Origin of the sequence: Streptomyces sp. NPDC001902, from assembly GCF_042891295.1 — a bacterium.
GTDB lineage: Bacteria > Actinomycetota > Actinomycetes > Streptomycetales > Streptomycetaceae > Actinacidiphila.
This window is the reverse complement of record NZ_JBIATA010000013.1, coordinates 192,209-215,275: the sequence shown is the minus strand read 5'-3', so window position 1 is coordinate 215,275 and position 23,067 is coordinate 192,209. Positions and strand designations below refer to the sequence as shown.

General features: G+C 73.0%; 20 protein-coding genes. 9 read left to right on the top strand and 11 right to left on the bottom strand.

What is annotated here, in order from left to right:
- Positions 1 to 222: 222 nt before the first annotated feature.
- From ACFYYN_RS22475 to ACFYYN_RS22455, 5 genes are all read right to left on the bottom strand, one after another.
- The gene (locus ACFYYN_RS22475) at positions 223 to 732 is read right to left on the bottom strand and encodes a DUF2199 domain-containing protein (RefSeq protein ID WP_500547251.1); all 510 of its coding nucleotides are present in this window, start codon (positions 730 to 732) and stop codon (positions 223 to 225) included.
- A gap of 41 nt (positions 733 to 773) precedes the next feature.
- Positions 774 to 2,198 (bottom strand): rifampin monooxygenase, encoded by a 1,425-nt coding sequence (gene rox, locus ACFYYN_RS22470; RefSeq protein WP_500547277.1) that lies wholly within the window; start codon positions 2,196 to 2,198, stop codon positions 774 to 776.
- A 273-nt stretch (positions 2,199 to 2,471) separates the two neighbouring features.
- Positions 2,472 to 3,044: a hypothetical protein gene (locus ACFYYN_RS22465; protein WP_500547250.1), complete on the bottom strand. Its 573-nt coding sequence runs from the start codon at positions 3,042 to 3,044 to the stop codon at positions 2,472 to 2,474.
- Positions 3,045 to 3,302: 258 nt separating this feature from the next.
- A complete protein-coding gene (locus tag ACFYYN_RS22460) occupies positions 3,303 to 4,607 on the bottom strand; it encodes an MFS transporter (protein ID WP_500547249.1) in 1,305 nt (434 codons plus the stop codon).
- Entirely contained in the window at positions 4,604 to 5,143 is a 540-nt protein-coding gene (locus ACFYYN_RS22455) for an ArsR/SmtB family transcription factor (RefSeq protein ID WP_500547248.1), read from the bottom strand. Before ACFYYN_RS22455 ends, ACFYYN_RS22460 begins: the two co-directional genes overlap by 4 nt.
- A 230-nt stretch (positions 5,144 to 5,373) precedes the next feature.
- Here ACFYYN_RS22455 and ACFYYN_RS22450 point away from each other — a divergent pair, with 230 nt between their 5' ends.
- On the top strand, positions 5,374 to 5,985 hold the full coding sequence (locus ACFYYN_RS22450) for a PadR family transcriptional regulator (RefSeq protein WP_500547247.1): 612 nt from the start codon (positions 5,374 to 5,376) through the stop codon (positions 5,983 to 5,985).
- Positions 5,986 to 6,056: 71 nt separating this feature from the next.
- On the opposite strand, the gene ACFYYN_RS22445 is transcribed toward ACFYYN_RS22450, so the two are convergent.
- Together ACFYYN_RS22445 and ACFYYN_RS22440 are read right to left on the bottom strand one after the other, a co-directional pair.
- Positions 6,057 to 6,683, bottom strand: coding sequence for a hypothetical protein (locus ACFYYN_RS22445; protein ID WP_500547246.1), 627 nt, complete (start codon positions 6,681 to 6,683; stop codon positions 6,057 to 6,059).
- A gap of 114 nt (positions 6,684 to 6,797) precedes the next feature.
- Entirely contained in the window at positions 6,798 to 7,904 is a 1,107-nt protein-coding gene (locus ACFYYN_RS22440; RefSeq protein ID WP_500547245.1) for a LacI family DNA-binding transcriptional regulator, read from the bottom strand.
- 107 nt (positions 7,905 to 8,011) lie between these two features.
- Here ACFYYN_RS22440 and ACFYYN_RS22435 point away from each other — a divergent pair, with 107 nt between their 5' ends.
- Positions 8,012 to 10,303, top strand: coding sequence for a glycoside hydrolase family 3 N-terminal domain-containing protein (locus tag ACFYYN_RS22435; protein WP_500547244.1), 2,292 nt, complete (start codon positions 8,012 to 8,014; stop codon positions 10,301 to 10,303).
- Between the two features lie 66 nt (positions 10,304 to 10,369).
- Here ACFYYN_RS22435 and ACFYYN_RS22430 read toward each other — a convergent pair whose 3' ends face one another.
- Complete coding sequence (locus ACFYYN_RS22430; RefSeq protein ID WP_499510516.1) at positions 10,370 to 10,798, bottom strand: type II toxin-antitoxin system Rv0910 family toxin; 429 nt, start codon at positions 10,796 to 10,798, stop codon at positions 10,370 to 10,372.
- 106 nt (positions 10,799 to 10,904) lie between these two features.
- Positions 10,905 to 11,327, bottom strand: coding sequence for a winged helix-turn-helix transcriptional regulator (locus ACFYYN_RS22425; protein ID WP_500325155.1), 423 nt, complete (start codon positions 11,325 to 11,327; stop codon positions 10,905 to 10,907).
- 141 nt (positions 11,328 to 11,468) lie between these two features.
- Here ACFYYN_RS22425 and ACFYYN_RS22420 point away from each other — a divergent pair, with 141 nt between their 5' ends.
- A complete protein-coding gene (locus ACFYYN_RS22420; RefSeq protein WP_500547243.1) occupies positions 11,469 to 12,317 on the top strand; it encodes an SDR family oxidoreductase in 849 nt (282 codons plus the stop codon).
- Between the two features lie 61 nt (positions 12,318 to 12,378).
- Here the strand turns inward: ACFYYN_RS22420 and ACFYYN_RS22415 are convergent, their stop codons facing one another.
- Complete coding sequence (locus tag ACFYYN_RS22415) at positions 12,379 to 13,674, bottom strand: ThuA domain-containing protein (protein ID WP_500547242.1); 1,296 nt, start codon at positions 13,672 to 13,674, stop codon at positions 12,379 to 12,381.
- Positions 13,675 to 14,267: 593 nt separating this feature from the next.
- Here ACFYYN_RS22415 and ACFYYN_RS22410 point away from each other — a divergent pair.
- The 3 genes from ACFYYN_RS22410 to ACFYYN_RS22400 all read left to right on the top strand — a co-directional run bounded on the left by ACFYYN_RS22410 (position 14,268) and on the right by ACFYYN_RS22400 (position 19,001).
- On the top strand, positions 14,268 to 16,499 hold the full coding sequence (locus tag ACFYYN_RS22410) for a pectate lyase-like domain-containing protein (RefSeq protein ID WP_500547241.1): 2,232 nt from the start codon (positions 14,268 to 14,270) through the stop codon (positions 16,497 to 16,499).
- 306 nt (positions 16,500 to 16,805) lie between these two features.
- Positions 16,806 to 18,233 carry an RICIN domain-containing protein gene (locus ACFYYN_RS22405; RefSeq protein WP_500547240.1) on the top strand — a complete coding sequence of 476 codons (1,428 nt, stop codon included), beginning with the start codon at positions 16,806 to 16,808 and terminating at the stop codon, positions 18,231 to 18,233.
- 72 nt (positions 18,234 to 18,305) lie between these two features.
- Entirely contained in the window at positions 18,306 to 19,001 is a 696-nt protein-coding gene (locus ACFYYN_RS22400; RefSeq protein ID WP_500547239.1) for a pyridoxine/pyridoxamine 5'-phosphate oxidase, read from the top strand.
- 4 nt (positions 19,002 to 19,005) lie between these two features.
- On the opposite strand, the gene ACFYYN_RS22395 is transcribed toward ACFYYN_RS22400, so the two are convergent.
- Complete coding sequence (locus ACFYYN_RS22395; protein ID WP_500547238.1) at positions 19,006 to 19,923, bottom strand: AraC family transcriptional regulator; 918 nt, start codon at positions 19,921 to 19,923, stop codon at positions 19,006 to 19,008.
- A 154-nt stretch (positions 19,924 to 20,077) separates the two neighbouring features.
- Between ACFYYN_RS22395 and ACFYYN_RS22390 the strand changes: the two genes are divergently transcribed.
- From ACFYYN_RS22390 to ACFYYN_RS22380, 3 genes are all read left to right on the top strand, one after another.
- A complete protein-coding gene (locus ACFYYN_RS22390; protein ID WP_500547237.1) occupies positions 20,078 to 21,160 on the top strand; it encodes an aldo/keto reductase in 1,083 nt (360 codons plus the stop codon).
- 163 nt (positions 21,161 to 21,323) lie between these two features.
- Positions 21,324 to 21,884, top strand: a complete 561-nt coding sequence (locus ACFYYN_RS22385) for a peptidase (protein ID WP_500547236.1) — start codon at positions 21,324 to 21,326, stop codon at positions 21,882 to 21,884.
- A gap of 12 nt (positions 21,885 to 21,896) precedes the next feature.
- Positions 21,897 to 22,877, top strand: a complete 981-nt coding sequence (locus tag ACFYYN_RS22380; RefSeq protein ID WP_500547235.1) for an EamA family transporter — start codon at positions 21,897 to 21,899, stop codon at positions 22,875 to 22,877.
- Positions 22,878 to 23,067: the final 190 nt, after the last annotated feature.

Sequence of the window (23,067 nt, the reverse complement as noted above, 5' to 3'; positions counted from 1 at the left end):
GAGGCGACACCGCCTCGGCATACGTCCGGGCGCGCGATCCGGAAGCGGTAGGTGTGCCCTGTGTCCGGCATCGGATGTGTGTGTCGTACTCGCAGTCTCGGCCCCGGGGGCCGCGGACGCCACTCGGCCGGGCCGTCACCTTCGGCAACTCGGCGTCGGCGGAACGTGATACCCCCTGGTGACGGGGGCGCCGGACCCGGCCCGGGCGCACCGGCCCGCGGGTCACTGCGGGTGCAGCACCGCCATGGCGATCTCGCGCACGCGGTCACGGGTGATGCCCGTGCGCTGTTCGACGGCGAGCGGGTGGTCGGTCGGCTCCAGCTCGATGTACGGGCGCCGCCCGACCGGCCGCGTGTGGGCGTTCGTCTTCAGGTTGACGGTGCTGGGCGAGTAGAGCGCGAGCTCGGTGCTCAGCCAGCCGAAGCAGGGCTTCTCCGACTCCCGGCCCGGTGTGTCCCACACCTCGAGGGCGCGAGCGAAGTTGTCCCGGCTCAGGGAGACCCAGACGCCCCACGAGAAGACCTCGTCGGCGCCGATCACCGGTATCTCGATCAGGCCCCTGAGGAAGAAGTGTTCACCTTTGATGACGCACTGGTCGGAGGAGAGGACGCTGTCCGGATCCTGCTCGAAGGTGGCCTGCCAGTAGTCCGGGGCCGGCGTCGAGTAGCTCATCGGGAGTTCGGCGTGGTGGCTGCCGCAGCATGAGCAGGTGAATCCGGGATCGTCGGTCATGCCCGGAGCCTAACGGCCGCATGGGCGCCGGGCACGGGCGGTCAGCGGGCGGCGGCGCCGAACCACCGCGGGAGGACGCGGAGCAGTTCCCGCTGGTCCTCGCCGGCCCAGGCGACGTGGCCGTCCGGGCGCAGCAGCACCGCGGGGACGTCCAGTTCCTCGGCGACGTCGACGACGTGGTCGACCCGGTCCTCCCAACCGGCCACCGACAGTCCGCCCGTCCGGTCCAGCAGCAGGCCGCGGCCGCCGTGCGTCAGGCCGTACAGCCGCCCCCGCTTCAGCTCCACGTCCCGCAGCCGCCGGCCGAGCAGGTCGTGGCCCTCGCCGAAGTCGTACCGGATGCCGATCGCGGTGATCTTCTCGATCAGGTGCCGGTTCACCTCCTCGAAGTCCATCAGCTCGGCCAGCAGACGGCGCACGGCCTGCGGACCCGGCTCGGCGGACAGCAGGTGCATCTGCGCGCGGGTGTTGTCCAGCACGGCTGCGGCCACCGGGTGCCGTTCGGCGTGGTAGCTGTCCAGCAGCGCCTCCGGCGCCCAGCCGTTGACCGCGGCGGCGAGCTTCCAGCCGAGGTTGAACGCGTCCTGGATGCCCAGGTTCAGCCCCTGCCCGCCGGTCGGCGGGTGGACGTGTGCCGCGTCGCCGGCGAGCAGCACCCGGCCCACCCGGTAGCGCTCCGCCTGCCGGGTGGCGTCGCCGAAGCGGGAGAGCCAGCGCGGCGAGTGCACACCGAAGTCGGTGCCGGCGACCGCCCGCAGCCGCTCCTTGAACTCCTCGAAGGTCGGGGCCGCACGGTCCTCGGCCACCCCGTCCGCGGGCACGATGAGACAGTGCCGCCCGCTGCGCTCGGGGATGACGCCGAACCGCCCCTGCGTCCTGCGGACCTCGGCCACCACGGCGGCCACCGTCTCCGGGGGCGCGGCCACCTCCATCTCGCCCAGCAGCGTCTCGACCCGGGAGGGCTCGCCGGGGAAGCCGACGCCCAGCAGCTTGCGCACGGTGCTGCGCCCTCCGTCGCAGCCGACGAGGTAGCGCGAGCGCAACCTCGTCCCGTCGGCCAGCTCGGCGGTCACCCCGCCGTCGTCCTGGTTCAGCCCGGTCAGTTCGCAGCCGCGCCGGATCTCCACGCCGAGCTCGCCCGCGTGCTCGGCGAGCAGGCGCTCGGTGACCGGCTGCGGGATGGCGAGGACGTACGAGTGGGCGGTGTCCAGCCCGTCGGGCCACCGCTTCCCGAGGCCGCCGAAGAACCCGCCGACCGTGAACTTCTCGCCCTGCGCCAGGAACCGCTCCAGCAGACCGCGCTGGTCCAACACCTCCACGCTGCGTACGTGCAGCCCGCGCGAGCGGGTCTGCACGCCCGGCTCGGCCTCCTTCTCCAGCACGAGCGCGTGCACGCCTTGCAGCCGCAGCTCAGCGGCGAGCATCAGGCCGGTCGGCCCGCCGCCGACGACGATGACGTCGATCATCAACACACCCATCCCCGCAGGTTCCGACTCAGGGCGGTGATTCTGCGGCACGACGGGGGCCTTGCCGCAAGGCCCCCCATGCGCTATAGGTTGACAGTGGCGAGGAGCGGTGCTCCTCGCCTTCGTCGTTGCGGCCCTTGGTCAGCGTGCCGTCGATCAGGCGCGCTCGCGCCACAGCCGCCGGTGCTCCCGCGTCGGCAGCGTTCCACCCCACGAGGACGAGACCCACTACGACGCTCAACACCAGCCGCAGCCGGCGCCTGGAATCAACCTCTAGTCCTCCACGGAGTCGTGCTTCTCGGTGTCGGCTTCGAAGTAGACGTCGAGGACGGCGTCGAGCTCGTCGCTCCAGGCCCGCAGCCGGCGTCGGCTGGGCGCGTCGACCCACGTCTCGAACCAGCGGCGCGGGGAGAGGTAGACCGTGACGCCGAACCGATGCCCCCACTTGGGGACGTCGACCTCGAGCGCGCCGATCTCTTTCCAACCGAACTCGGCCTCGGTGTCGTCCAGCCGGAAGGTGAGGCCGTCCCGGTCCACCCGGATCGCCCCTCTGCGGTCCGCGGCCTCGAACACCGGGCCCCCACCGGAGCCTTCGGTGCCTTCGTCGTCGTCAAAGTCGTCGTCGTCATCGGTGCCGGCGGTGGACTCTTCCGCGGCCGCGGCGGGGGACGGCCCGCTATCGGTCGTCACGTCAGCCGCGGCGTCGGACGCAAGGTCGGTCTCGGAGGCCGCGGCCTCGGTTCTGTCGTCTCCATCCTGTTCCGGCCCCAGGATGCCGGGGACGTGTGCCGGATCGATGCCGGCGGCCTGTACGAGCGGGATGTTCGAACCTCTGCTCTGCTCCACGGCGGGCAGTATGGCTGATCCGCCTGTGCACGTGACATCCGCCCCGGCCTTCGGGTCCGGCCGCTGTACCGTGCGCGGTGCTCACCCGAGGAAGTGACCTGCGCCGTCGAGGTCGTCCCACCGGAGTCCGCTCACTGCGACCTTGGCTTGTGGCCTCGGACCCGGTCAGGGCATGCGCCCCCTGGCATCCCGTGGAGGCCGGGCGCCCCACGCTCCGGGCCCGAGGCGGGGAACGCCGGGCCGGGCTCAGCACTGGCTTCACGACCTCGCGGAGCCTTCAACGGCAAGCACCTGAGCGGGGTGCCGGGCTTCCGGGTGATCTGGATCCTCGGCCGGGGCGGCGGCACGCAGCGCCGCCTCGACCCGGCGGTTGCTGGTCATGGTCGCGGTGATGGCGGTCATGGTGAGGAGGAGGCCGGCGGCGGTGTAGAGCGGGGTGCGTACGTCGTAGGTGGTGGCCAGCCAGCCGCCGAGGAAGGCGCCGAACGGGGCGGCGCACATGGCGAGCATGCGGGAGGTGGAGGCGACCCGGCCCATCAGGTGGGCGGGGACGATCGCCTGTCGGAGGGAGGGCGCGAGCACCATCGTGGCGCCCATGCCCGCTCCGCAGACGGCCAGCGCGAGGCCGGCGACGTACGGGTTCGGGGCGGCGGCGAGGCCCGCAATGGCGAGTCCCTCCACTGCGGCCGTGCAGGTCAAGGCGGCGCCGGTGCCGAGTCGACGGCCGAGGAAGGAGGCGATGCCTGCGCCGAGCAGACCGCCGGTGGCCTCCGCCGTGAGGAGCAGGCCGAAGCCGTAGGTGTCGATGCCGAGGCGGTCGTGCGCGAAGAGGGCGAGCACGGTCTCCACGGCGAGGAAGGCGATGTTCCCGACCGCCGGACGCAGCGCGAGCCCGAGCAGCAGCTGATCCCGGAATACGTACGAGGCGCCGGCCCGCGCCTGCCGCAGCAGCGACTCACGGGCCTGCGGTGCGGGCCGGGGTGCGGCGGGCAGTGACCGTACGAGCAGTGCGGAGAGCGCGAACGAGACCGCGTCGGCGAGCAGCGGGACCGCCCGCCCGAGCGCGAGCAGGGCACTGCCCGCGGGTGGCCCGGCGAAGCCGGACGCGGCGGTCTGGGTGCCGCGCAGGCGGGAGTTGGCGCGCTCCAGGGACGCGGGGTCGCGGCCGAGCAGATCCGGCAGATAGGCCGTGGCGGCCGTGTCGAAGAAGAGCCCGCCGAGGCCGAGGAGGAAGGCGACGGCCGCGAGCAGCGGAATGCTCAAGCCGTCGAGCGCGGCCGCTGCCGCCGGTATCGCGAGCAGCACCGCACGCGCCGCGTCCGTGACCCACATCGTGCGCCGACGGTCCCAGCGGTCCACCAGCGCACCGCCGAGCACCCCGAAGAGCAGCCACGGTAAGGTTCCGGCGGCCGTGACGACGGCGAGCGCCATCGGATCCCGCGTCAACGTCAACGCGAGCAGCGGCAGTGCGGCATGCGTGACCCCGTCACCGAGCGAGGACACCGTCTGTGCGGTCCACAGCCGTCCGAACCCGGACGGCAACTTCCGGATGTCCGAAGTCACTTGACGTCCCCTTCGGCCTGCTCGCGCGACGCCGGGTGGAACAGTGCGAAGACGAGTGACGCATCGGGCAGGGACGGATCGGACAGCTCCCGGTACTCGTCCGCCAGTGCCTGCAGTCGCGCCCCCAGCTCCGCGAACTGCTCCTCGGTGAGCCGCAGATGCGCCATCCGCACATGCCGCTCGGCATCCGCCGGCGCCGCCTCCAGGTCCGCCACCGCGTGCCGCATCAGCACGTCCGGCCCTCCCTCGCCCGGGTCCGGCAGCTCGATCGACCGTGCGGCCATCGCGTAGTACCGCTCGGTGACCCCCCGGACCTTCCGCGTCCGCACCACCTTCACCAGGCCGGCCCGCTCCAGCAGCCGTACGTGGTAGCTGGAACTCCCCTTCGCAAGACCCACGCGCTCGGCGATCTGCGTGATCGTCGCGGGCTCGAAGCGGAGCACGGCCATGATCCGGTGACGCGTGAGGTTGGAGACGGCGCGCAACTGCTCGTCAGTGGTGACGTGGAACGTCTCGGGCAGATCGTCGGTAGGCATGCGAGCAATGGTCAACGATTCTTGACCATTGTGCAAGGGGTTTCGTGCGGACTACCGGATCCGCCGTCCGGCGCGCGGGATCTCCTGCCAACGCCCCTCGCCCGCTGCCGATCCGGGGCCGGACCTCATGGGGCGGGACAACAGCCGCAGGTGGGAGGGCCTTGCCTTGCGACTGTTACCGATATATCGTTGAGGTATCGCGACCGTACGACGATGGAAGGAGCGTCACCATGCGTTCCCATGGACATGGACACTTTGGGCCCGGCCATCACGGCCGCGGCGACCTCGAGGAGGAGGGGCGGCGCGCGGCGTTCGGCCCGTTCGGGCCGCCGTTCGGCGGTGGGCCCTGGGGGCCCGGGCCGTGGCACGGCGGGCGGGGCGGCAGGGGAGGCCCGCGGGGCCGGGCGCGGCGCGGCGACGTGCGCGCCTCGATCCTGGCGCTGCTGGCCGACCGGCCCATGCACGGCTACGAGATGATCCAGGAGATCGCCGAGCGCAGCGGCGGCGCGTGGAAGCCGAGCCCCGGCTCGGTCTACCCGACGTTGCAGCTGCTGGAGGACGAGGGTCTGATCAGCAGTGCGTCGGAGGGCGGCAAGAAGCTCTTCACGCTCACCGAGGCCGGCCGCACCGAGGCCGAGGCGGGGCCCGACGCCCCCTGGGAGGAGGCCGGGCGCGGCATCGACTGGGAGGCCATGAACGAGATCCGCAAGGCGGGCGCCGGCCTGGTCGACGCCTTCCGGCAGGTCTGGGCGACCGGTACGCCCGAGCAGCGGGACAAGGCGCTGACCGTGGTCAACGAGGCCCGCAAGAAGCTCTACCTGATCCTCGCCGACGAGGACTGACCCTCTCGGCGCCGCCGGCCCGGGACGTGCGCGTCCCGGGCCGGCGGCGCGTCCCGTGCCGTGCCTGCGGGTCACGGGCAGGCCTCGCCGAACTTGACGGCCTTGAAGGCCACCGGCTGCCCCGTGAGCCCGGTGCCGGCGGCGGGCGCCTGCGAGCACACCTTCCAGTTGCTCTCCATGAGGATGAAGCGGTCCTGCCCGGAGGCGTCCTCCGCCGTGATGCCGGTCGAGGGGGTGAGCGTCGTGCGGGCCACCTTCAGGGACGTGCCGGTGAGGTCGGGCATCGTGGGGCCCGCCGAGGCGGGCGGGGGAGCGTCCCGGGCGGGGCAGGACTCCTCGAGCTTCACGGCGCCGAACTCGACGGTGACGGTGGTGGTCCGGCTTCCCGGGGCCGGGCGCTGGAAGCACACCTTCCAGTCGCGGTCCCAGATCTGCTCGCGGCCGCGGCCCAGTGCGTCGTGCGAGTCCAGGCGGTAGAAGCCCAGCGTCTGGGCCTTGTCCTGGGCTGCCTGCAGGCCCATGCCGGCGAACGAGGGCAGGTCGGCCGGTCCGGACGTGGCCGGAGCGCTCGCTGGGGGCCGGCCGTCGCCGGTGGTGCCGCCGTCGGCGGGACCGCAGGCCGTCGCGGTGGCGGCGGCGAGGAAGGCGAGCGCGGTGGCGGCGGCGGTGCGGGCGGCGGCGGTGCGGGCGATCTGCATGGGCGGGGCTCCCCTGTCGGTCCGTCGGCCCGGCCCGGCCCGGCCGGGGCAAGCGGTACCGTACCCGGGCACAACGGATCAATGCCGCACCGTCCACCTACGAGTGACGTCCGGTCACGAGCCCGGGCCCGCGGCCGGCGTCCGCCGGGCGCCGCAGGTGCCGCGGACGACCAGCCGCGTCGGCAGTACGCGCGGCGGGAGCGGGCGGACGGCCTGCGGGTCGAGCAGCTCGCACAGGGCCGCGACGGCCGCGGTGCCGAGGGCGCGGTGGTCCTGGGCGACCGTGGTGAGCGCTGGGCGCACGAGGGTGGCCGCGTCGATGTCGTCGAAGCCGACGACCGCCAGGTCCCCGGGGACCGACAGCCCCGCGTCGGCGACGGCGTGCAGGGCGCCGATGGCCATCATGTCGCCCGCGGCGAACAGGGCCGTCGGCGGCTGGGGCAGGGCGAGCAGCCGCCGGACCGCCTGGCGCCCGCTGTCCAGAAAGAAGTCCCCCGGGACGACGTACTCCTCCGGCACCGCCAGCCCGAGGCGTGCGCAGGCGGTGCGGAAACCGGCCAGCCGCTCGGCGGCGGGGGTGAGTTCCGGCGGGCCGGTGACGGTGGCGATCCGGCGGTGCCCGAGGGAGTGCAGGTGGGCGACGGCCGCCTCCGCCCCGCCGGGGTTGTCGGAGGCGACGCCGACCGTGCGCGGGCCGTCCAGGGCGACGTCAAGACCGGCGCAGGGGGTGCCCGAGGCCGCGAGGGCACGCAGGGCGCGGTCGTCGGCGGGCCGGCCCATCGCGATCACGCCCTCCAGGCTGTGCCGCCGCACGGCCTGGACGTACGTCGTCTGCGGGTCCCCGGGCCCGGCCGTGGTGAGCAGCATGAGGTGGTAGCCCGCGTCGGACAGGGCGGTGCGCACCGAGCTCAGCAGGCCCTGCAGGAAGGGGTGGTGGAGGCCGCGCGACTCGTGCCCGGTGTCCCACAGCAGGCCGATGGTGTCGGAACGGCGCCGCACCAGGGTGCGGGCGGGCTCGTTGGGCGCGTAGCCCAGTTCGCCGGCCAGCCGCCGGATGCGCTCGCGGGTGGCCTGGCTGACCTCGGCCCGGCCGTTGAGCGCGCGCGAGACGGTCGCGGTGGACACCCCGCTGCGCCGGGCGAGCTCGCGGAGGGTGATCGCGGGGCCGGTTCCGGGCGGGGGCGCGGACGAGGGGTCCTCATGGGTTCGCAGCACGGTCACAGTCTTGACGATATGTCATGTCAGCGTCAGTCTGTCGGGTGCGACAGCAGCCGGAAACGTTTACGGCCAGTGCCCTGAAGGGCCCGGACAGGAACGGGATGCCTGCTATGCCAGCGAACGAACCGCGCGCACGCCTCGTCCGCGACCGGCGGAGAAACCGCAACCGGTGGCGGAACCTCCTCGTCCTCTCGACCGCGGCCGCCTGCGCCGCCGCGGTCGCCTCCGTCCCCGCCCGCGCCGACGGGCCCGTCTACGCCCGGGCCGGCGCGCCCGTCGAACTGCGCGTCAAGGACCTGCTGGGGCGCATGACCCTGCAGGAGAAGATCGGTCAGATGGACCAGGTCGCCGTCGCCCGCATCCAGGGCGACTGCGAGTGGAGCGGCGGTGAGCTCAACGAGAGCTGCATGAAGACCGTGCTCGCCGACTACCCCGTCGGCTCGGTGATCTCCGGCGGCGGCATGACCCCGGCCAGGAACACGCCCCAGGACTGGGCGAAGATGGTCAACGCCGTCCAGAAGTACGCGGTCACCAACACGCGCCTGCACATCCCCGTCCTGTACGGCGTGGACGCGGTCCACGGGCACAACAACGTGCTCGGCGCCACCGTCTTCCCGCACCAGATCGGCCTCGGCGCCACCTGGGACCCGGGCACGGTGGAGGACTCCGCCGCGGCCACCGCCCGCGCCGTCGCCGCCACCGGCATCGACTGGAACTTCGCCCCCGTCGCCGACCTCGCCCGCGACCAGCGGTGGGGCCGCTACTACGAGACCTACGGCGAGGACCCGCTGCTCGCCGGCACCCTGGCCGCCTCCGCCGTCACGGGCATCGAGCACGCCGGCGGGTCCAAGCGCGTCGCCGCCAGCGTCAAGCACTACGGCGGCTACTCCGAGCCCTCCAACGGCCACGACCGCGTCCCCGCCGACGTCTCCGTCCGCTACCTCCAGGACACCCTGCTGCCCTCCTACCGGCAGGCGGTCCAGGCCGGCGCCAAGACCGTGATGGTCAACTCCGGTGCCGTCAACGGCGTACCGGCCACCGCGTCGAAGTACCTGCTCACGAAGGTGCTCCGTCAGCAGTGGGGCTTCAAGGGCGTCACCGTCAGCGACTGGGAGGACGTGCGCGCCCTCCAGACCCGGTACAAGATCGCCGCGGACTACCCGGAGGCGATCGCCCTCGCCGTCAACGCGGGCCTCGACATGGCGATGGAACCGTACTTCGCCAAGGAGTGGAGCACGGGCCTGAGGACGGCCGTCGACCGCGGACTGGTCCCGACGCGGCGCATCGACGAGGCCGTCGGGCGCATCCTGCGGCTGAAGTTCGAGCTCGGCCTCTTCGAGCACCCCTACGTGGACCCCGCCAAGGCCGACAAGGCGGTGCTCGGCGCGGACGCCGCCCTCGCGCGGCGGGCCGCGGCCGAGTCGCAGGTGCTGCTCCGCAACGAGGGCGGCGTGCTGCCGGTGCGCGCGGACGCGGGGCGCATCGTGGTGGCGGGCTCGTACGCGGACGACATCAACGACCAGGCCGGCGGATGGACGATCGGCTGGCAGGGCGTGCCCGAGGGCGTCGAACTGCCCGGGACGACCATCTTGGAGGGCATCCGCGCGGCGGCTCCCGCCGGCACCGAGGTCGTACGAGCCGCGACCGCGGACGACGCGGTGGCACAGGCGAAGGGCGCGGACCTGACCGTCGTCGTGGTCGGCGAGAAGGCCGCCGCCGAGGGCGCCGCGGACAGCCCGCGGCCCGAACTGTCGGCCGACCAGCAGGCGCTGGTCAAGGCGCTGAAGGCGAGCGGCAAGCCGGTCGTCACCGTTGTCGTCGCGGGCCGTCCGCTGGTCCTGGGCGACGCGGCCGGCACCGACGGCCTGGTGATGTCCTGGCTGCCCGGCACCGAGGGCGGCGGCGCCGTCGCCGACGTGCTGTTCGGCAAGGTCAACCCGAGCGGGCGGCTGCCGGTCTCGTGGCCGAAGGACATCGGCAACGAGCCCATGTACTACCAGCAGCTGCCGGGTACGAACGGCGGCCTTGAGTCGTCGTACGACGCGCTCTACCCCTTCGGGTCGGGCCTGTCGTACACGACGTACGCCTACGACGCCCTCACCGCCGACGCCAAGGGCGTCAAGGTGACCGTCTCCAACACCGGCGCCCGGGACGGCGACCTGGTTGTCCCGGTCTACGCGTCACGGGCGGTCAGCGAGGTGCTGTGGCCGGCGCGCAAGCTGGTCGCCTTCACCAAGGTGCACCTGAAGGCGGGCGAGAAGCGGACCGTGCGGCTCGACTTCGCGCGCGGCGCGCTCGCCGTGACGCCGGGCGACATCGACGGCGCGGGGACACGGCGGGTCGAGCGCGGGACGTACACCTTCACGGTGGGGGACAAGAGCGCCGACGCGGTGCTGCGTTAGGCGGCGGGAGCCGGGGACCGCGGCGACCACGCCGCCCGCGGTCCCCGGCCTCCGGGGCGTCCCGGGCTACTCGACGAGACCGGCGAGCTTGCGCAGCGACTCGTTGAGCGCGGCGGTGGCGGTGTCCTTGAGCTTGCCCGCCATGAGGGCGACGGCCGCGCCGTTGAAGGCGCCGTCGATGCGGACGTCGGTCTGGTCGCCGTCCGGCGTGAGGCTGTAGCGGGTCAGCAGGTCCACGGCCATCGGGCCCTTGCCGGCGATCTCGAACCCCCGCCCGGGGTCCACGGACGTGACCTCCCAGTTCACCTCGGCCGGGAAGCCCATCAGCTTCATGTTCTCCCGGTAGGTCGCGCCCGTCTCCAACGGCTCCGGACCGCCGTCGGGGAAGCCGGTGTGCGTGGTGCTCCACTGCGTGTGCGAGCTGAAGTCGGTGAGGGTGCGCCAGACCTTCTCGGCCGGAGCCGCGATGCGGGCCTGTGCGGAGACCTCGGCCATACGACCACACTCCCTTGTGTCGGCGAGTGAGCGGAACGTAACCGCCTCGACCGGAAGTTTCAATACTGATGAACCGTCAGAACTGCTGTGGGGTGCCGGCCGTTCCTCAGGGCATCGGGCCGTCGTACGCCGCGCGCGCCTGTTCCACCTCGTCCAGGTGGGCGTCCGACCAGCGTGCGAGCGTCGCGAACAGGGGCGCCAGGCTGCGCCCCAGCTCGCTGATCTCGTACTCGACCCGTGGTGGGACCTCCGGGTGATAGGTGCGGACCACCAGTCCGTCGCGCTCCAGTTGGCGCAGGCGCTGCGTCAGCACCTTCGGGGTGATCCCGCCGATCCGGCGCTGCAGTTCGACGAACCGCTGCCGGCCATGGGCGTGCAGGCTCCACAGCACCGGTGTCGTCCAGCGGCTGAAGACGAGGTCCACGACCGGGCCGATGGGGCAGGCGAGTGCCGGGTCGGCGGTGCGGGAGGGGCCTTCGCGAGGGGTCGGGACGGGGGCGGCGTCGCGGTGCGCGGTCTCGGCGTTCATGGCGGCTCCCTGGGGCTTCCTTGGGGCTTCCTGGGGGCTTCCTGGGGGCTTGGGGGATAGTCACTATCCTGTAGGTACCTACTATATCCACGGTGTTAGCTTCGCCGGGTCGTTGACCAACGGACCGGAACGGAGCCGGAGATGATCGCAGTGACAGGGGCCACCGGGAACGTCGGACGCCCTCTCGTACGGGCACTGGCGGCGGCGGGCGAGCCCGTGACGGCCCTCTCGCGCCGGGCTCCCGCGGACGACCGGTTGCCCGCCGGCGTACGTCACGTAACCGTCGACCTCGCGTCGCCGGAGGGGCTGCGGCCCGCCCTCGCCGGCGCGAAGGCGCTGTTCCTGCTGGTGGCGGGGGAGCTGCTGGGGCCGCGGGCGCGGCCGCACGACCTGGTGGCGGCCGCCCGGGACAGCGGGGTGCGACGCATCGTCCTGCTCTCCTCTCAGGTGGCGGGGACCCGGCCGGACGCGGTCTCCCACGAGCCGCTGCGGGCCTTCGAGGCCGCGGTCCGCGGCTCCGGCGTGGACTGGACGGTCCTGCGCTCGGGCGGCCTCGCCTCCAACGCCCTGGCGTGGGCGGACTCGGTGCGCACCGCGCGCACGGTGGCCGCGCCCTTCGCGGACGTGGCGCTGCCGGTCGTCGATCCCGCGGACGTCGCCGACGCCGCCGCGGTCGTCCTCCGCGAGGGGTCCCACGCGGGCCGGACCTACGTGCTGACCGGGCCCGAAGCGGTCTCCCCGCGCCGGCAGGCGGAGGTGCTCGGCGGGGAACTCGCAGTCCCGCTGCGCTTCGTCGAACTCAGCCGCGAGCAGGCCCGTGAGGGGATGCTGCGCTTCATGCCGGAGCCCGTGGCGGACGGGACGCTGGACATCCTGGGTGAGCCGCTGCCCGCCGAACAGAGGGTCGGCCCCGACGCCGAGGCGTTGCTCGGGCGTCCGGCGCGGCCCTTCGCCGCCTGGGCCGCCCGCCACGCGGCGGCCTTCCGCTGACGCGGAGGTGCCGCCCCGGCCCTCGTGGGGGCGGGGCGGCACCGTGATCCCGTCGCCCGGGTCAGGGACGGACGACGAGCTGGAAGGACTGCGCGGCGGAGCCGTCGCAGGGGCGCTGGACCAGCTGGGTGCCGCTCGGGTCGCCGGTGGGGGCGGTGAGGCACTTGCCGCTGTGCCGGGCGGTGAAGTGGTAGCGGCCGCCGGACTCGGCGACGGGCTTCCACTGCTGGTTGGCGCCGCCGCCGTACGTCCACAGCTGGAGCGTGGCGTTGTCGGCGGTGGAGACGTCCGTGACGTCCACGGCCTTCGTGGTGTCGTTGCGGGCGGCCAGGCGCGTGTAGCCGCTGTCGGTGGACAGCACGCGGAAGTCCTGCGCGGTGGTGGAGTTGCAGGTGTACTGCTGGATCGCGGTGCCGTTGGCCGTGGCGGCGGCGCGGGCGTCCACGCAGCGGCCGCTGCCGGCGTTGACCAGGGAGTACCAGGAGGTCTCGGAGATCGGGTCGGTGGGGGCGGGGTCACCCGTGGAGCCGGTGCCCAGCCACTTGAGGCCGTCGAGGAGGAAGGTGTTCTGGGTGGCGCTGGCGAAGGTCGACGACAGGGGGGTGTTGGTGTCGTAGTTCATCGCGTTGTGCCCGAAGTTGGCGTACAGCATGCGGTACTTGGTGTTGGTCCACAGGATCGGGTAGTAGCCGCTGTACCACGACTGGTTCGGGTCGGTGCCCAAGGGGAAGCTGACCGGGTCGACGGACGCCAGGACGTCGATGTCCGGGTTGTTGCGCAGGTCGTTGCTCCAGCTGTACCACTCGCTCACCGACGAGGTGAACGTCGCGGGCAGGTGCGTGGTGGAGGGGTGGGTGCGGTCCTCGACGCGCAGCACGGCGGTGGTGGGGCCCCAGGTGTTGGAGCGGAAGTTCCCGCTGCCGAGGAACTGGTTGTAGTACCAGGGCCAGCTCTGTGCGTTGTCGGTCCAGGCCGAGACGTGGAAGCCCATCCAGGCGCCGCCGCCGCGCATGTAGGTCTCGAAGCCGGAGCGCTGGGCGGCGCTCTGCGGGGCGTCGTCGAGGAAGAGGACGACCTGGTACTGCTTCAGCGCGTTCGCGTCGGTCAGCAGGTTCCAGTTGGTCGTCGAGGTGTACGTGAAGCCGTTGGCGGCGCCCGCCTGCGGGAACCACTGGTTGGCTTCCTTGACGAAGTTGATGTGGGCCGCGTCCCAGGTGCCGTTGTAGAACGCCAGCACCTTGAAGGGGGCGGCGGCGGGGGCGGACGTGGCCGGTGCGGCGACGGCGCCCAGGAGGACGGCGAGCAGCAGTAACAGGCGGGCGGCGGCGCGCCTCGCGGCGCTCGTGGCACGGGTCATGGGGGGAGGTCCTTCCCGGTCGGCGGGCGCGTGTGGGGGGCGCCGGTGGGGGAGCGGGGTGGGGGGAGGCGGTGGGGAGGCCTTGTTCAACTCGTGATTTAAGGAGTGAAGGAAGGGTGCAGTCAAGACTTTGGTACAGACCAGTACGGTCCGCCCAGGTGGCGGTCGTTGATCAGCAGGTCCGGGCGGGGGGTCCGGCGGGGCGGTTCCCGAGGGGTGGCCCGGCCGGACCGGCGCCTTCAAGTGTTGTCCGGCCGGGATGTGGCGGCGCCTGCCGGCCGCACCGCGCCGCACCGTGTCGCATCGGCTGCCAGCTGCACAAATGCCGTGCTCGCAGATCGAGTTGAGGCACCACCACGCATCCGGCGGCGTTTGAAATCCGTAGCGCGACCTCTTGACGTGTCCGCTGCGGAAGCCTAACTTCACGCCGTGAAGAAAGGTCGATCCGACCTTTGAGCTGCTGTCGCATTGGCCGGGCGCGTGCGCCCGGCCACCCCCCACCTCCGTCATGCCACGTCATGCCGTCGCCTGCTTCGGCATGCCCGCTCACACCCCCCCACGGCGCCGCGCCCCGCGCGGCACAGGAGTCCTCCATGAGAACCCTCGGAGCGCCGTCCCGCGGCGTCCCCGGACGCGGCCGGGTCCGGCGCCGCGTCGCACCGCTCGCGCTCGGCGCGCTGTTCGCCTCGGGCCTGTCGGCCGTCGTGCTGACCGCCCCGCAGGCCCAGGCCGCCTCCCTCCCCACCGGCTGGGTGACCGTCGCCGCCAAGCACAGCGGCAAGTGCGTCGACGCCGCCGCCGCGGGCACCGCCGACGGCACCGCGGTCCAGCAGTACGCGTGCAACGGCACGACCGCGCAGCAGTGGCAGTTCCAGGCGACCGGCGACGGCTACGTCCGGGTCAACAACCGCAACGACGCGGCCAAGTCCTGGGACGTCACCGACGTCTCCACGGCGGACGGCGCACCGGTCCAGCTCTGGTCGTACTCGGGCGGGGCCAACCAGCAGTGGCTGCCGGTCGAGGAGACCGGCGGGACGTACCACTTCGTGAACCGCAACAGCGGCAAGTGCCTGGACGTGCCCGCCGCCTCCACCGCCGACAGCGCGCGCATCCAGCAGTACACCTGCAACGGCACCGCCGCGCAGTCCTTCAGCCTCGGCTCCACCGACACCCCGCAGAACCCGCCGGGCACCCCCGACCTCGGGCCCAACGTCTCGGTCTTCGACCCGTCGATGTCCTCGGCCGCCATCCAGAGCCGGCTCAGCCAGGTCTTCGGCCAGCAGGAGTCCAACCAGTTCGGCTCCCAGCGCTACGCCCTGCTCTTCAAGCCCGGCAGCTACAGCGTCGACGCCAACGTCGGCTTCTACACCCAGGTCGCGGGCCTGGGCCTGTCGCCGGACGACGTGACGATCAACGGCGCGGTCCACGCCGAGGCCGACTGGTTCCAGGGCAACGCCACCCAGAACTTCTGGCGCTCCGCGGAGAACCTCTCCGTCAACCCGACCGGCGGCACCGACCGCTGGGCGGTCTCGCAGGCGGCCCCGTACCGGCGCATGCACGTCCGGGGCAACCTGCAGCTGGACGACGGCGGCTGGTCCAGCGGCGGCCTGATCGCCGACTCCAAGATCGACGGCCAGGTGCGTTCCGGTTCCCAGCAGCAGTGGCTGTCGCGGAACAGCCAGTGGGGCAGTTGGACGGGCTCCAACTGGAACATGGTCTTCGTCGGTGACGTCAACGCCCCCGCGAACACCTTCCCGAGCCCGCCGTACACCACGGTCGCGCAGTCGCCGGTGACGCGTGAGAAGCCGTTCCTGTACGTGGACTCCGCCGGCGCGTACAAGGTCTTCGTCCCGGCGCTGCGCACCAACACCCAGGGCACGACCTGGGCGGGCGGCAGCCCGGCCGGCAGTTCGCTGCCGATCGACCAGTTCTTCGTCGTCAAGCCAGGCGCCACCGCCACCGACATCAACGGCGCGCTCGCCCAGGGCAAGAACCTGCTGTTCACGCCCGGCGTCTACCACCTCAACCAGACGCTCAACATCAACCGTGCCGACACCGTCGTCCTGGGCCTGGGCCTGGCCACCGTCATCCCGGACAACGGCATCACCGCGGTGAACGTCGCCGACGTCGACGGGGTCAAGATCGCCGGACTGCTCATCGACGCGGGCACGACCAACTCGCAGACCCTGATGCAGGTCGGCCCGGCCGGCTCGTCCGCGCGGCACACCGCCGACCCGACCTCGCTGCACGACGTCTTCTTCCGCATCGGCGGCGCGGGCGTCGGCAAGGCCACCCAGAGCCTGGTGGTCAACAGCTCGGACGTCATCGGCGACCACATGTGGCTGTGGCGCGCCGACCACGGCAGCGGGGTGGGCTGGAACAGCAACACCGCCGCCAACGGCCTGATCGTCAACGGCACGAACGTGACGATGTACGGGCTGTTCGTCGAGCACTACCAGCAGCACCAGGTGATCTGGAACGGCAACGGCGGCCGCACGTACTTCTTCCAGAACGAGATGCCGTACGACCCGCCCAACCAGGCCGCCTGGATGAACGGTTCCACCCGCGGCTACGACGCCTACAAGGTCAGCCCCTCGGTGACCAGTCACGAGGCCTGGGGCCTGGGCAGTTACTGCTACTTCAACGTCAACCCGTCCGTCGTCGCCGACCGGGCCTTCGAGGTCCCCGCGGTGTCCGGGGTCCGCTTCCACGACATGGTGACGGTCTCCCTCGGCGGCACGGGCACGATCAGCCACGTCATCAACAACAGCGGAGGCCCGTCCAACTCCGCGAACAACGTGGCCAACCTCGTCTCCGGTCCCTGACCCCGGCCGGACGACGACCGGCGGGGCCGCCGCCGTCCGCACGGCGGGCGGCGGCGACCCCGCCCCCAGGCATGCCCGCGAGCCCTCCCGCGGTCATCGCGGCGCCCAACGAACCGTCGGTGCGGGGGGCTTGACGCAGGGCTGGTCTAGTCCATACCGTCATCGGCCATCAGCTGTTCACGTAGTGAAGCGATGTTCACCTACATGAACAGCCTGTCCAGATCCCCCCACCCCGCTGTCCCACCCCCTTCAACGGCTTGCCCCCCACGACGTGCACCCCGGGTGCGCACACGAAGGAGCCGTCCCGTGCTGAAATCCGCCGTCAGAGCCCTCGCCGCGGCCCCCGCCGTCCTCGCGATGGCCGCCACCGCCGTCGTCGCCACCGGCGGCTCCGCGAGCGCCGCCGCCAACCCCGGCCCCGGCTTCCCCGCCCACTACGCCGCGCCCTACGTCGAGACCTGGAACTCGCCCTCGGCGATGACGAACGCCCGTAACGCGACGGGCCTGAAGTACTTCACCCTCGCCTTCGTCATCGACGGCGGCGGCTGCAACGCCATGTTCAACGGCGACACGCCCGTCACCGACGCCGGCTGGACCTCCGCGGTCAACTCCCTGCGGGCCGCCGGCGGCGACGTCATCGTCTCCTTCGGCGGTGCCTCCGGCACCGAGATCGGCCTCTCCTGTACGACCGTGTCCGCGCTCAAGGCCCAGTACAAGAAGGTCGTCGACGCCCTCAACCTCACCCGCGTCGACCTGGACGTCGAGGGCAGCGCGATCGCCAACACCGCGGCGAACGACCGCCGCAACAAGGCGCTCGCCCAGCTCCAGCAGGAGTACGCGGCCGCGGGGCGCAAGCTCGACGTCCAGTACACCCTGCCGTCCATGCCGAACGGCCTGGACGACAACGGGACGAAGCTGCTCTCCAATGCCAAGAGCAACGGGCTGAACGTCAACCTCGTCAACATCATGACGATGGACTACTACGACGGGACCCGCGACATGGGCAAGGCGGCCACCGACGCCGCCACCGCCCTGCGCGGCCAGCTCGGCGCCATCTGGCCGGAGAAGTCCGACGCCCAGCTGTGGGCGATGGAGGGCAACACCCCGATGATCGGGGTCAACGACGACACCAGCGAGATCTTCACCACCGGCAACGCCACCACGCTCGCCGACTTCGCCAAGGCCAAGGGCATCCAGGAGCTCGCCTTCTGGGCGCTCGGCCGCGACAAGGCCTGCGCCACCAACGGGCAGCTCTCCGACAGCTGCAGCGGCACCTCGCAGAGCGCCTGGCAGTTCTCCTCCGTCTTCAACACCGTGACCGGCGGCGGCACGACCCCGCCGCCCACCGGATCCACCGGCCAGATCACCGGCCTCGGCGGCAAGTGCGTCGACATCGCCGCCGCGAGCAGCGCCAACGGCACCGCCGTCCAGATGTACGACTGCAACGGCACCACCGCGCAGCAGTGGACGGTGGGCAGCGACGGCACGCTGCGCGCCCTCGGCAAGTGCATGGACCTCACCGCCGCCGGCACCGCCAACGGCACCAAGGTCCAGCTGTACGACTGCAACGGCACCGGCGCCCAGGTGTGGCAGCGCGGCAGCGGGGACACCCTGGTCAACCCCGCCTCCGGCAAGTGCCTGGACGTCACCGACAAGTCCACCGCCAACGGCGCCCGGCTGCAGATCTGGACCTGCGCGGGCGGCACCAACCAGCAGTTCCACCTCCCGGCCTGACGGCCCCACCGCCGCCGCCCGGCGCACCGCGCGACCGCGGTGCGCCGGGCGGCCGCATGCCAGGATCGGTGCGTGACCGACGACCAGGCACCCGTGACCGCCGACGCCCTCCGGGAGCGCATGCGCTCCGCGCCCGTCCTCGGCGGACCCCTCCCGTCCTTCGACCCCGCGACCGCCGGACCCGAACCCGGGCCGCTGTTCGCCCGCTGGCTGGCGTACGCCCTCGACGACGGCGTCCCGGAGCCGCACGTCATGACCCTCAGCACGGCGGACGCCGCCGGCCGGCCCTCGGCACGGGTGCTCATGCTGCGCGGCGTCGACCTCGACCGTCCCGCTTTCGACTTCGCCTCGGACGCGGCCAGCCGCAAGGGCCGCGACCTGGCGGACCGCCCCCACGCCGCGCTCACCTGGTACTGGCCGCGGCACGGTCGGCAGATCCGGGTGACCGGGCCGGTCGAGACCCTGGACCGCGCCACCGCCCGCCGCGACTTCCTCGGCCGCCGCGAGGCCTCCCGGATCGCCGGCTTCACGGGCGAGATGAGCGCCCCGATGCAGGGGCGCGCCGCGTACGAGGAGGCCCGGCGCCGGGCCACCGGGCACGTCGCCGCCCACCCCGACGACGTGCCCGAGGGCCACACCGTCTACCGGCTCGTCGCCGACGAGGCCGAGTTCTGGCAGGCCGCCCCCGCCCAGGGCCACGTCCGCCTCCGCTACACCCGCGACCCCGCCGCCCCCGGTGGCTGGACACGAGGACTGCTCTGGCCCTGAGGCCTCACGGCAGGTGCCGCACCCCCGCCGGGCCGGAAGCGGTGCGGACGCGGGCGGCGTCCCGGCCCGGCGGGGCGCCGAACAGCCGGCGGTACTCGCGGTTGAACTGGGTGGGGCTGGCGTAGCCGACGACATGGCCGACGGCCGCGACGTCCTCGGGCCGGGCCACGAGGAGCGAGCGGGCCTCCTGGAGGCGGATGCGTTTCTGGAACTGCAGGGGGCTCATGGTCGTGACGGCGCGGAAGTGCCGGTGGAAGGCGGAGGGGCTCATGCCGGCGAGACGGGCGAGGTCCTCGATCCGCAGGGGCTCATCGTAGTGGTCACGGATCCAGTGGATGGCCCGGCTGACCTGCGACAGGCCGCTGTCGGCCAGGCCGATCTGACGGACCATGGCGCCGTGGGGGCCGGTGAGCAGCCGCCAGAGGATCTCCCGTTCGATCATCGGGGCGAGCACGGGGGCGTCCGCGGGGTGGTCGAGCAGCCGCAGCAGCCGCACGACGGCGTCGAGGAGGTCGGGTCCGGCTTCACCGGTCGCGATCGCGGGCGGGGCGGACGCGGCTCGGGCCCGGCGCCCGGGCGGTGCCTCCAGCAGCAGCGGGGCGATGGCGGCCGCGCGCAGGACCAGCCCCATGCCCAGCGCGGGGTGCCGCGGGCCCATGTCCACGTAGTGGCCGGTGACCGGCAGGACCGCGGTGACCACGAGGTACTGCCCCGCCCGGTAGTCGTGCACCTCGTCGCCGAGCAGCAGGCGCTTGCCGCCCCGGGCCATGACGACCAGCAGCGGTTCGGTCAGCGAGTAGTCGGGCGGAGCGGTCGCCACCCGCGAGAGCAGCAGCCCGTCGATGGGCGTCCGCAGGTCGGGCCGGGCGTGGGTCGAGATGAGGCCGCGGACCTCGTCCAGGAGGTCGGAAGGGGTGCGCACACTTCACCGAACCATCCCCTCCAGGGGCCCGGCAAGCCCGATCGGGGCGAAGTCGGCAGGATCGGGCAAGAGCCCGCGAGGATCGGTCTACCCCGCCGGAGCCGTCTCCCGTTGCATGGAGTGGACAGATTCCGACGCACAAGGGAGCACGTCCATGCCGCTCGACCACTACGTCACCCTCGGCCGATCGGGGCTGCGGGTCAGCCCGTTCGCCCTCGGCGCGATGACCTTCGGCGAGGACCCCGGCGGCGCCGGGTGCAGCGTCGAGGAGTCGGAGAAGATCCTGGCGACCTACCTGGACCGCGGCGGGAACTTCATCGACACCGCGAACTTCTACACCAACGGCCACTCGGAGCGGATCCTCGGCGACTGGTTCGCCGCCCACCCCGGGCGGCGCGAGCACGTGGTGCTGGCGTCGAAGTTCTTCACCAACCTCTTCCCCGGCGACCCCAACGGCGGCGGCGCGGGCCGCGGTTCGATCGTCGCCCAGCTCGACGAGACCCTGCGCCGCCTGCGCACCGACCACCTGGACCTGTACTGGCTGCACAACTGGGACCGGCACACCCCGATCGAGGAGACGATGCGCACCCTCGACGACCTGGTGCGCGCGGGCAAGATCCGCTACATCGGCTTCTCCAACACCCCCGCCTGGCTGACCGCGCAGGCCCAGACCACCGCGCTGCTGAAGGGGTGGACCCCGCTGATCGCGCTGCAGGTCGAGTACTCGCTGCTGGCCCGCACCGTGGAGGGCGAACTCGGCCCGCTCGCCCTCGACCAGGGCATGGCGCTCGTGCCGTGGAGCCCGCTGAAGAACGGCTTCCTGTCCGGCAAGTACCGGCGCGGCGGCGCGGTCGCCGACTCCGCCCGCACCTCGTTCGTGGGCGGTCCCGGGGAGGACGAGTACCCCGTGATCGAGGAGGTCGCCGCCGTCGCCGACGAACTGGGGACCACCTCGGCGGCGGTGTCCCTGGCGTGGCTGCGCGCCCGCGAGGGCACCGTCGTGCCGATCGTCGGCGCGCGGCGACTGGAGCACCTCGAGGACAACCTCGCGGGCCTCGAGACGGTCCTCGCCCCGGAGCACCTGCGGCGGCTGGACGAGGTGTCGGCCCCGGTGCTGGGCTACCCGGCGCCCCTGCACGGCGAGTTGCAGGCGATGCTGCAGTTCGCGGGCACCACGGTCGACGGCCGGGCGTCCTCGGTGTACCCGCCGCTGCTGCAGAGCGACGTCCGCTACTGAACCGCCCGCGGCGCCCGGCCCGGGTCCGGCCCCGGTCTGGTCCTGGGGACGGCGTCATCCCTGAGGAGGACGCGGCGCACGAGGGTGCCCGTCCAGCGCAGGACGGCGGAATGGGACCGTGCGGCGATGCCGCCCGGGCGTGCCGTCTGATGGGGTGGACCGCGTGCACTGGAACGACTCGCGGCTCGGCGCCGAGCTGCGCACCGTGACCGCCGCCGCCCGGCGGCGCGCCACGAGGGACGGGGACCGGCAGGTCGACACCGCGCACCTCCTGCACTCCCTCCTCGAGGCCGACCCGCGGGCGCGGGAAGCCGTGGACGGTGCGGCGGGCGCGGCCGGTACGACGGGAGCCGCCGCCGGCGGCGGGCGGGTGGCGCGCGTCCTCGGCTACCTCGCGCAGCGCAGCATCGGCTACGGCATCGCCTGGCGGGATGCGGTCGAGGACCCGGGCGCCGGAAGCGTGCTCACCGCCGTGGACGCACCCGGCTGGAGCCCGGCCGCCGCCGCGGCCCTGCGTGCGGCCGCCGTCCGCGCCGGGGAGCGGGGCGTGCCGCGGGCCGACGGCACCGACCTGCTCGCCGCGCTCGTCGCCGACCGGGGGAGCCGGGCGGCGCAGGTGCTGAGGTCGGCGGGGGTCGAACCGGCGGTCCTGGCCGGGCGCCCGCGCCCGCCACGTACCGAGGGCGACAGTCGCCACAGGGATGACGGTCCTGTCGCGAGCTGACATCATGGCCCGATGCATGTGTCTCAGGGGAGGAACGCCGGGCTCTGGCTTGCGCTGGTGTCCGCGTTCGCGTTCGGCGGTTCGGGGGTGGCGGCCAAGCCGCTGATCGAGGCGGGGCTCGACCCGCTGCACGTGGTGTGGTTGCGCGTCACCGGCGCCACACTCGTCATGCTCCCCGTGGTGCTGCGGCACCGGGCGCTCCTGCTGCGCCGCCCCGGTCTGCTGCTCGGCTTCGGCCTGCTCGGCGTCGCCGGCGTCCAGACGCTCTACTTCGCGGCGATCTCCCGCATCCCGGTCGGCGTCGCGATCCTCGTGGAGTTCCTCGGTCCCGCGCTGCTGCTCGGCTGGGTGCGCTTCGTCCAGCGCAAGGCGGTCAGCAAGGCCGCGGCGATCGGTGTCGTGCTCGCCGTCGGCGGCATGGCCGCGGTGGTCGAGGTGTGGTCCGGGCTCGCCTTCGACCCGCTGGGCCTGGCGCTCGCCTTCGGCGCCGCCTGCTGCCAGGTCAGCTACTTCGTCCTGGCCGACCACGGCAGCGAAGGCGACGACGCGCCGGACCCGGTCGCCGTCATCGCCTACGGCCTGGCCATCGGCGCCGTCGTGCTCACCGCGGTCTCCCGCCCCTGGTCGATGGACTGGTCGGTGCTCACCCGGCAGGCGGCCCTCGGCGAGACCGACGTGCCCGCGGTCCTGCTCGTCGGCTGGGTCGTGCTGGTGGCCACCGTGCTCGCCTACCTGACCGGCGTGGTCGCCGTACGACGGCTGTCGCCGCAGGTGGCCGGAGTCGTGGCCTGCCTGGAGGCGGTGGTCGGCACCGTCTTCGCGTGGGTGCTGCTGGGCGAGCACCTCGCCCTGCCGCAGGTCATCGGCGGAACGCTCGTACTGGCGGGCGCCTTCGTCGCCCAGACCGCCAAGAAGCAGGGCACGACCACGGTCGTCGCCTCCGGCACCCCGGCCGACACGGAGACCGCCGCGTCCGCGACGCAACCCGCGTAACGCTCCCGCCGGCCGCGGCGCCGCCCTGCGGGGGTCTCGGGTAGGTGGTTGTCGCGGCGACGCGCCGCTGCGGAGGACCAGCACGACCGTCCGGGACACCTGCGCGATCTGTGTCGCCCCGTCCGGGTCGCTAGGCGCGCCGGCCCCTTGGCCCGGCTACGTCCCGTGGGTCCGGGGGTGTTCCACCCGG